Source organism: Terribacillus jepli (genome assembly GCF_047228925.1).
Classification (GTDB): domain Bacteria; phylum Bacillota; class Bacilli; order Bacillales; family Amphibacillaceae; genus Terribacillus.
The window spans coordinates 364,473-375,018 of record NZ_JBFEGH010000002.1; the positions used below are offsets into that span (position 1 = coordinate 364,473).

The following is a 10,546-nucleotide window of genomic DNA, read 5'->3' on the forward strand; positions in this document are numbered from 1 at the left end:
TGCGACAGATTATAAACCTTAGGGGTGAACGTTTTGGATATAAATGTACAGGAACTGATTTTCTCCTTTATCGGGGGATTGGGTATTTTCCTTTTTGGTATCAAGTCGATGGGGGACGGCCTTCAAAAGTCGGCTGGAGATAAATTACGAGATATTTTGGATAAATTCACGACAAACCCGTTGATGGGTGTCCTTGCCGGGATAATCGTCACTGTCCTGATTCAGAGCAGCTCTGGTACGACAGTCATCACCGTCAGCTTGGTAAGCGCAGGATTCATGACACTGCGCCAGGCAATCGGTGTCATCATGGGTGCCAATATCGGTACGACAATCACCGCTTTTATCATCGGTTTGGATGTGGGTGCCTATTCGCTGCCGATTCTAGCCGTTGGGGCCTTATTGCTATTCTTCTTCAAAAACAAAAAAATCAATAACCTCGGTCAAATCTTCTTCGGCTTCGGTGCTTTGTTCTATGGCCTTGAGCTGATGAGCGGTGCAATGAAACCATTGCGCAGCCTGGATTCTTTCCATGATCTGACGGTGCAGCTAAGCGACAATCCAATTCTGGCTGTCGTGGCTGGTACGCTATTCACGGTCGTGGTCCAAAGCTCCAGTGCCACAATCGGAATCCTGCAAGGCCTTTATACCGAAGGACTTGTCGATTTACAAGCATCTTTGCCAATCCTATTCGGGGATAATCTCGGAACGACAATCACTGCAGTGCTTGCTTCCATCGGTGCTTCCATAGCTGCGAGACGAGCAGCAGCAACACATGTATTATTCAACCTTATCGGTACAGTGATCTTTTTGGTTTTGCTTATTCCTTACACGGCACTCGTCAACTGGATGCAGACAACATGGGATTTGAACCCAAGTATGACGATTGCATTCGCACACGGAACGTTTAACATTACAAACACATTGATACAGCTTCCATTCGTTGCTGCACTTGCTTGGATCGTAACGAAATTGATCCCGGGCGAAGATAAAATGGCAGACTTCAATGCAAAGGCATTGGATCCAGCCATCATCCAGCAATCCCCATCCGTGGCATTGGGTAATGCCAAGCAGGAAGTTGTCCGAATGGGTGAAGTTGCTGTCCAAGGTTTGGAAGAAACAAGCCAATACTTGCAGACAAAGCAAGTGAAACACGCAGATACAGCTTATCAGATCGAAGAAGCTATCAACAACTTCGACCGTAAAATCATGGATTATCTTGTCCGGATTTCAGCTGAGTCGCTTTCCGCTCAGGAATCGGAAGAACACAGCGCATTGATCGATGCTGTCAGTGATATCGAACGTATCGGAGACCACTTCGAAAACATCATCGAGCTCGTCGAGTATCAGCAGACGAACAAAGTCAGAATCTCCAGCTCTGCCATGGAAGATCTGACAAACATGTTCTTGCTTACAACCGACACAGTGAAGGACGCCATGCTCGCCTTGCAAAACAATGATAAAGAGCAGGCAAAAATCGTTGTCGAACAGGAAAACAAGATCGACACACTGGAACGCAAACTCCGCAAGCAGCATATCCAGCGCTTGACGGAAGGCTCTTGCAGCGGACAGTCTGGTATCGTCTTTATCGATATCATCAGCAACCTGGAACGTATCGGGGACCATGCCGTGAATATTGCAGAAGCAGTGCTCGGGGAATCGAAGCATATGCATACCATCACCGATTAACAAAAGAGCTCCTGGCTAACCAGCCAAGAGCTCTTTTCATTTTCTCTCCATAATGTCCAGAAGCTTGTCTCTTACATCCAAGTAATAAGCTTGATTGTAATGGACATAAAACTTTCCCCAAGGATGATGGTCAATCAAATGATAGGCTTCCCTGTCAAAATGCATCCCTCTTGCACTATGATTCGTAATTGCATACTCATCCATCATACGCCAGATATAATTGATTTGATCAATACAGAATGGATCTTTCCTTACATCGGATAAACGTGTTTCTTTCCCATCCATCATCAAGTTATCGATGAACTTTGCTTGGTTGACTATTATCTTAGTGTCGGGTGATCTGTCGTTCAATACACGCACGAAAGCATCGAAAGCCTGTTTCCATAGCGTCAGGAACTCCATGGTGTGCTCTTCAAATGAAAAGGATTTTAATGGTGAAAGCTGTTCGAATACATGCAGCTTTTTATATTGCCATAGTTTATTCGTGATATAGCTGCCTTCCTGCAGCAGACAAGCGCCATAATAGGCATCTGTATAAAAATCCACCAGCAGCCACTCCTGCTTTGCCTCTGTCAGCTCCTCCAAAAATACCTTACTTAGATCCTGCTTGAAAACTTCTTTATAAAAAGCACTGACATCGCCTTCTAGATGATCTGTATCGAGATCGATCGCTGGCGACATCAACGAAATCAAACTGACATGCTGCTGATCACAAACAATCCGGAAATGCTCTTTATGATCGTGTACAAACCGGCTATTGAACACATCCCGCGACACGCAGCTCCCATAAACAGCCATGTTATACATCCGGCTTGACCACTCCTCCTTGAAGGTTTGGAAGCAGGCTTCTGTTTTTTTGCAGATTTGCAATCAGCTCATGCACTTGTTTGGCCGCATCCCCATTTTCAAACTGGGCATAGCGCTCGATGAAATGCTGTTCTTTATCTGCATATAACGCTCTGCGTTCGTCAATATGCAGGATGTAATCCACAATATCACTGGTTTCTTCAAATAATGGTCCTGGTGCTTCTTTCTCGAAATCCAAATACATACCGCGCAAATCGTTTTTATAATATTGATAATCGTAAGTGAAGAATATCATTGGTTTTCTTGCGATAGCATAATCGAACATAGTCGAAGAATAATCTGTGATCATAATGTCCGATATCAGATACAATTCGTTTACATTCGGATATTTGGCCATATTCATGACAAATCCATCATGGTCGCCAAACCTGATATTACCGGAAACGAAATAATGCATCCGTATCAGCAAGATATACTCGTCCCCAAGCTGCTCTTTCAGCTTTTCGATTTCCAAATGCAGCGTACTATCTGTCTTGGCCCGATAAGTCGGGGCATACAATATCACTTTCTTATCAGCAGGTATCCCGATTTCCTTCTTTATAGCTGCTATCTTGTCCTCATCCGCATTGAATAAGATATCGTTCCTTGGTGTGCCGATTTCCAGTACAGGTTTGTCCTTGTATTCGAACACTCTTCTTGCTGTCTCGGTCATGAAAGGGCTTGGTGAGATAAGATAATCCCAACGGCCATGCCGTATTCTGAAGTCCCGCAGTTTCTTCTGGGTATCGACTTCATTTTTTACATCCAATCCCATCGTCTTCAAGAACGTGCCGTGAAGCGTCTGTATTTCCACGGCCTGTTTTCTTTTCTTATATTGCAGCGGCCAGTTGACGTTATTGATAAAGAACTTGCTTACAGCCAAATAATAATAGTATTGGAATGATAGCCGGTTGACGACTACAGCATTCGGATGCTCTGCTTTGTACAACGGATCATTTGTACTGAAAATGAATTTATAATTCCCATTTTGATTTTGCATATAATCATAAATCGCCAATGGATTACACGAAGGCGTTCTGCCCCAGAATGACTCCATCATAATGTAATTCTTCCGCATCGGCAGCGCTCGCATGAGCGGATAAATATATCTCTCAAGCAGCATCTGTCTGCGTGGTCCATCCTCAAAATATGTCTTCTTTCTTTTACGCGAGATCCTTAGCTGACTGGATGCATTGCTTCTCAGCTTCAGCTCCGAACGGTACCACGTCGTTGTACCGATGAGCGCTTCACTGCTTATAATCGGACGCTCCATCACTTCCTCCCCCATAGCGGTTGTCAGAAAGATGTGCAGGCTGCTGTTTCCCGTAAGCTCGTCATTCAATCGATCCAAAGAGACTTCAAACGACAAAACATTGCGCCCGCCCTCTATGAAGTGAGCAGCAGCCGGAACTTGAAGTGCATTTGCCTGATCTTTTATCAGCAGCATTTCCTGTGTCGGTGTTTGCTTTTGCTGATTCCGCACTTCAACCGTCATTTGCAGCTTGTCTTTTACAAATGCAGCTCGGCGCAGGAAAGGGCTTGGCTCGTCGGAGAAACGGATGGACAGATTCCCACTCGTATCTTTTAGGAGCTGTACTTCTTTACTTTCACCCGAGATAGGGATATACTTCGCAGCTGTATCTTCCATCGGTACGGAGAAGACGTCCATGTCATCCAAATAGATACCTTGTACATCGAATTGATGCCGGATAAGATCAGCTTGCTTCATATCAACAGCAAATAGATATTTGCCGTCCTCTTCTGTTTGGGGTTTGACGATGTACTGCAGCTGACCCGCTTCACTCGAAGTGAATTGCAGCGCAAACTTTCGATCTCTGTATGCCTTGACCTGCAGAAGCAGCGTATCTTTTTCAATTCTGAAATCAGCGATATTCGCTTCAATAGCCTCACTCTTGATTTTCAGCTGCCAAGCTGCATTGTACTTGAATTTATAAATGGTATCCTCCAGCACATGCGCCAACGGACGAGGTTTATTCCCTTTTACAGGATTCGCCAAGAATGCGGAATACGTGCTGCCATTCACACTGAACGCCAATCGAATCTTCGCATCCCCTGAAATGATCGCTTTCATCCTGTCATCCGTGAAATCGATGACGATCTTCCCATCCGACCTATCATAATTGTCAAACCGCTTGAATAAATGCGATTTCTTTCCTTCTCCATAAGCCAATGTATTTCGTTTATTTTTAGCAAATGTAACGTCGATTTCCTGACTCAGTTGTCCGTTTATATCCTCCAGAAAGGCCCTGACCGCGACTTTCTTGGAGTTCACCCTTCTAAGGAAAGCAACAAAGTCGATGCTAAGCTTCGTTCCCGAAACAGACACTTCTTTGATTTTGGTAAATGGTGAGATGTCATGTTCCACATCACTCAGTTCCAGCGGCAAAGCAGCACCGAGGCTTTTTTGGAGTTTGAACCTTTTCTTCCTGCGCCAGCGCGTGACCGGAACCTCCGTGAACTTGATATTCGATTGCAGAAAGCCCAATAAACCATCGAGATCTTTGTCTTTTATATAGTGGTACTTGATTCGGTCCTTGGCAATCAGCTTGGATAGAACGTCGGTTTTTAATGTATCCAGGTAGCTGTTGATAACGGTAACGATTGTAAGCTGATCTTGTCTGCCGTATTTCTCTAATGTGTCTATAAAGAGCATCAGATCCAGCGTCAGGATTTTTCTCTCTTTTGCCTCCAAGAATGCAGCCGGTATGTCCTCGCCTTGAGCGAGTAAGTCCTCGATTATCTGATCGAAAGCAGATACCATTTGCATCCGATCATGGAAGTTTTTCAGCTCATCCCTGGACTGCGTAATGGATCTGTCCAACCCATCCCGCAAACGCCAGTGATAGACGATATTTTCAATGATCGCAGTTCTGCTGGACAATAAATGGGCTGCCATATTGAATGGGATATCTTCATATAGCACATCCTCCGGAAAAACAAGCCTATTCTCCATCAAGAAAGAACGCCGGAACAGCTTATTCCAAGAAGTGGTATCATAAAGAAGATTGTGATACTGCAAGATATGGGTGTTTTCCTGCGTATCCTCAAAAATTTTCTTATGCAGACCGCTGTTAAACACACCTCTCGCATTGGAAAAACGCTGCACATTACCAACAACGATGTCTGCTTCGCAATGCCGAGCATAGTGCAGCATCTTCGCATAGGCACCCGCTGGAATAAAATCATCGCCATCAGCAAAAGCGATATATTCCCCTTGCGCCAGCTTCATCCCTTCGTTCCTGGCATAACCTGGACCGCGATTATTTGATTGAAGCACCTTTATGTAATCGTATTCATTTTCATATAACCTAACTGTTTCCAAAGTCCCGTCCGCGGAACCGTCATCCACAATGATAATTTCCTTCGTCAGCATCCATCCGCGCTGGGCAATGATGGAATCCAGAACATGTCTTATATAACTATTCACATTAAACACAGGCATGACAACTGTTATCGATGGTTCATAGCTTATCTCCACATTTCCTGCTCCTTCCAATAGGAATGTTTTCAATAACCACTTTACACCAATTTAACAATAAACTACATATTTTTTAAGGAATTGTAAAGATAATGTCTTACCGCCTTACATATTGGTGTTTCGTAACCATATACCAAAAACAAATAAACCCGGCTGCACTCATAAAGAGCGCAGCCGGGTTTAAAGTTGTCATTATGAAATCATATCATGTACTTTATCAATTTCATCCTGTGTAATCTCATAATAATAGATGTCATTGATTGTCGTTCCAGTTCCTTGCATCTGATAATTCTCAGAGTTCTGGCGTACATTGCGGTAATTCTTGAATAGGTCCGTCATGGTAGAGAAGTCCATATTCGTCTGAACATTATCACCTAATGCACCCAAGATATCATCGATTTTGCTCACAGAGTTGATGCTTGCACCTTTATCAATGACAGCTTGGATTACTTGACGCTGACGGGCGTTACGACCGAAATCACCGTCCGGATCCAAATGTCGCATACGGACATAGCCCATCGCTTTTGGTCCGTCCAGCTGGATTTCACCTTGTGCATAGTGATAACCTTTTTTGTAATAGCCTTCATCGATCCAATCAAGCTGGTTATTGACTGTGATGCCTCCAACGGCGTCCACAAAGTCAGACAAGCCTTCCATGTTCATTTCAGCGAAATAGTCGATATCGGTATCAAGGAAGTTCTCAACCGTATCAATCGTCATGTCCACACCGCCAAAGGCATAGGCGTGGTTGATTTTATCCGTCGTGCCATGTCCTATGATTTCAGTACGCGTATCACGCGGAATACTGATTAGTTTCATAGAATCATTCGCTGGATCAAGTGACATAACCATCAACGCATCAGAGCGTCCGGCGTCATCTTCACGCTGGTCGACACCAAGCAGCAAGACATTCAGTTTTTCTTTATCTTCCACTTTTGTTGCTGATTGTTTCTTATCAATTGAAGCCGAATCTTTCTGCATTGTGTTCACTGTTTTCTTCGCTTGGTTAGCAGCATAGATTCCTGTGGCTGCAACAGCAATGATTAATATAGCAATTATACTCAACGTTACTTTCAGCCAAGTTCTTTTCTTCTTACGCTTTTCTTTCCTACCCAAAACCATATCCCCCTTATTCTTGTACCACTGGAAATTAAATTATATCATGAAAAACCTCTTCTTTTACCTAATTTTTTCTAAAAGAAGAGGTCTATATTACTGGTTCAAGAAGGATTGCGCTTCTTGAGCATTCTGCTCCAAGCCGCCGACATTGAATTCCAATACTGCTCCAACGTCATAACGAGCATCATGATACGTCTCATCCATCGGAATTCGCATGGTTTCTATATCCTCAGTTTTCCCACGAAGGACATCGGTACCCATCGACAACAACAAACCATTACGGACATTCGTACTGACATATCCATTGGCGATTCCAATCATTTTTGGCAATTTGGCAACCGTCGTCACACTGGCCACTTCTTCTTTCAACTTGCCAAGGACTTCCTGCTGGCGCTGCACTCGGCCATAGTCGCCATTTGCGTCATGGCGGAATCGGCTGTAAGCTAATAATTCTTCCCCATGGAGTTTTTGTGTACCTTCCGTCAGCTGCACACCTAAAGCTTTTTGATCAGTCGTCATCTCCGGCGTCACTGTCACTTCAATACCATCGGGTGCCACTGCATCGACAAGCTTCTCAAAGCCTTTAAAATCAATCTCCGCATAATAATTAATATCAATCTCAAAGTTTTCAGTGATTGTTTTCCGCATCAGTTCCGGTCCGCCTATGGAATAAGCAGCATTGATCTTATTATAGCCGTAGCCGGGAATATTCACGTACGTATCCCGCATGATCGATATCAGCTTCGGCTGTTTCGTATCCGAGCTGTAATTGGCAATCATAATGGTATCTGCACGTGCACTATCCTCCCCGCGGGAATCGCTTCCTAGTACAAGTACATTCACATTATCGACATTCTCATCCGAGCCATTGAATTCCACATCATCACTAAGATTGTTATCTGCATTCGCAGCCCGCGAGGCAGAAATATATTCATACGCAGCATAACTTCCTATTGCCAAGAAAGCAATGAGGAATACCATCATAAACACCCTGAATTTGCGCACTTTTTTCTTCTTGCGCGTCTGACGTTGTAATGTCACGTTGATCCGCCTTTCTAAAAAATACCTACTAAAGATAATAGCATGAAATGCCTAGTCGGAATATAGTTTTTATAATTTTTGCAAGGAATATCCAGTATAAATATTCCTTGTTCTCAAATCCAATACTATTCCACTCTAATCTTAATAGACAGATCTAGTTAAGCATATTAATATCACTCTGTATAGTTTTTGTCTATTTTTGTAATTTTTATTAATTAGGAATGATACTGTAGTAATATATTCATATAATTTTAGTAGATTATAACAATGAGGGAGGAGCAAAGGTGGAAGATATCATACCGATGGAACCACAGGCACAGCAAACCGTATTCGTTGGCCGACAAAAAGAATTAGCTGTATTCCAAAACTGGTTGAAACATGATGAAGGTATATCCACTTTATTCGTTATCTCAGGTATGGGCGGTATCGGTAAAAGTTCACTGCTGACGAAGATGAATCATCTAGCCAAAATAGAAAGGGTCAGATGTCTTTACCTGGATGGCGGTGCCTGTCCGCAAACACCGGCAAGTTTTATTGAATACGTCCATAACCTGTTACACTCCTTCCATCAAAATACAACTTTAGATGTGTTGTTTCATAATCCATCTGGAGAAAGGCTCCTTCTATGTATCGATCATTTCGACGAGCTTGCTGAGATGACAGATTGGTTCATGCATACATTTGTGCCGCAGCTAGCTGTTAAAGGTATTGGCATTGCAGTCGCTGTGCGAAAGCCGATACCAGTTTCGGCACATATCCAGATGGTACATCTCCCGCTTCAGTATTTGTCTTATGAGGAATCCAAACAATATATAGAGAGAACGACTGCTTTGTTTCCACAACAGATTCAAGACTTAGCGCGCAAAACAGATGGCCTGCCTTTAAGCCTGGCATTAGCTGTCGATTTAATGACAAAGAGTACGAATCCGGATATAAGAGTCGTCAGTCAGACAATCAGTGCAAAGATATTAAAAGAAGTGACCGCTGATTCACTCCATCCGCTCCTTGAAGTGCTGATTGTCATGGAATATGCCAATCAGGAGCTATTGGCAGCTGTACTCGGGCAGCCAGTCAGCTTGCAAGAATATCGCGAACTGCAACTGCTGTCTTTCATTGACTTACATCCATACGGATTGAAGCTGCATGATGTCGCCAAGAGCTACTTGTTACAAGATTTTCAGCTTAGAGAGCCAGCAAGACTTCAGCAGCTGCATCTGTCTTGTATGCAAGCAATGTATCAAAAGCTTACTCATGCTACGCAGATGGATCGGGCCATCATTGCAGCTGCATTGCTCAAAATGAATCAAGCTATGTGGCCGCAGCATAATGCATATGCCAGTTTCACACAGCGTATGCATCAAGTCCGAACAGGCAGGCTCCTCATCAGCGATGTTCCCATACTGCATAAGCTTTTGGAAAACTGGTGCTCCTACAGCATCGATAAAGAACATAATCAGAACTATCACGAATTTCTGGATGCTGTCGTTCAGCAAGATCCGGACAGCATTGCAATCTTACGGGATTTTAATAATAACCCGATTGGCATGTTCCTTGTATTGCTATACACGACGAAGACGGCACCGTTGCTTTTAAAACATTTCCGAACGGAGCTGCATGCTATTTTTACTCCTAAAGGATGCCGACAAGCAGCAATACAAGCAGACACTTATATTCCAATCTTGGTTACAGCGATGGATGAAGTGACGGCTTATACGAGAGAAGAATTGGTCGGGATGCTGATTGTGGAACAACTGGTCAAACTGGAAACTGGAAAGAGAGCCATTCTTGTAGCTACCAATGATTCCCTGAAACAATTTTTAAAGACAATCGGATTCAGGAGCCGTCCTGTAGAGGATACAAGCTGTGATACATCATGGGCAAAAGCTGATATCATGGAGCTCGATCTGCGTACAAAACCTTTCGGTGATTGGGTTATGCATATGCTGCCAGAAAATCAAAAAAAGAAGGCTATATTAACGGAGAATGAGACGAGGCAGATACTTCAAGTCATTCAAAGCCCTAGCGATCTAAGCCGCTATTGTCACTTCTTAAATGATTGCAATGATGGACACGAGGTTCAGCGTAAGGTAATGAAATGTCTCGATGAACTTACCCGTGAACAGAGGGATGTCTTGATGAATAGTTTCGTTCGCTTCCCTAATAACACAGTAAAAGCTGCAATTGCATGTAATATGAGCCGAGCCACTTTCTATCGTCATCAAAAGAAGGCTATTCAAAAGCTTACCAATATTTTATTGCATAAAAAAGCGACACAGTGGGGACTGACCCCCGTTTTTGAGACAGGGATCAAAACACCTTCAAACAGCCAATTGCCGATATTGTATCGGTGATTGG

Annotated in this window: 6 protein-coding genes; 2 read left to right on the plus strand and 4 right to left on the minus strand. The window is 43.5% G+C overall.

Annotated elements, in window-relative coordinates:
- Nucleotides 1-33: 33 nt before the first annotated feature.
- Nucleotides 34-1,686 (plus strand): Na/Pi cotransporter family protein, encoded by a 1,653-nt coding sequence (locus AB1K91_RS04130; protein ID WP_413088356.1) that lies wholly within the window; start codon nucleotides 34-36, stop codon nucleotides 1,684-1,686.
- Nucleotides 1,687-1,722: 36 nt separating this feature from the next.
- Here AB1K91_RS04130 and AB1K91_RS04135 read toward each other — a convergent pair whose 3' ends face one another.
- From AB1K91_RS04135 to AB1K91_RS04150, 4 genes are all read right to left on the minus strand, one after another.
- Nucleotides 1,723-2,493: a DUF6270 domain-containing protein gene (locus AB1K91_RS04135; protein ID WP_413088358.1), complete on the minus strand. Its 771-nt coding sequence runs from the start codon at nucleotides 2,491-2,493 to the stop codon at nucleotides 1,723-1,725.
- Nucleotides 2,486-6,031: a bifunctional glycosyltransferase/CDP-glycerol:glycerophosphate glycerophosphotransferase gene (locus AB1K91_RS04140; RefSeq protein WP_413088360.1), complete on the minus strand. Its 3,546-nt coding sequence runs from the start codon at nucleotides 6,029-6,031 to the stop codon at nucleotides 2,486-2,488. Before AB1K91_RS04140 ends, AB1K91_RS04135 begins: the two co-directional genes overlap by 8 nt.
- A gap of 192 nt (nucleotides 6,032-6,223) precedes the next feature.
- Nucleotides 6,224-7,147 (minus strand): LCP family glycopolymer transferase, encoded by a 924-nt coding sequence (locus tag AB1K91_RS04145; RefSeq protein ID WP_413088361.1) that lies wholly within the window; start codon nucleotides 7,145-7,147, stop codon nucleotides 6,224-6,226.
- Nucleotides 7,148-7,243: 96 nt separating this feature from the next.
- Entirely contained in the window at nucleotides 7,244-8,191 is a 948-nt protein-coding gene (locus tag AB1K91_RS04150; RefSeq protein ID WP_413088363.1) for an LCP family protein, read from the minus strand.
- Nucleotides 8,192-8,475: 284 nt separating this feature from the next.
- Between AB1K91_RS04150 and AB1K91_RS04155 the strand changes: the two genes are divergently transcribed.
- The gene (locus tag AB1K91_RS04155; RefSeq protein WP_413088365.1) at nucleotides 8,476-10,542 is read left to right on the plus strand and encodes a hypothetical protein; all 2,067 of its coding nucleotides are present in this window, start codon (nucleotides 8,476-8,478) and stop codon (nucleotides 10,540-10,542) included.
- The last annotated feature ends 4 nt before the right edge of the window (nucleotides 10,543-10,546 follow it).

What these genes read in the sequence shown, in the direction of transcription:
- AB1K91_RS04135 (WP_413088358.1), bottom strand. Translation starts at nt 2,493, where the DNA reads ATGTATAACATGGCTGTTTATGGGAGCTGCGTGTCGCGGGATGTGTTC.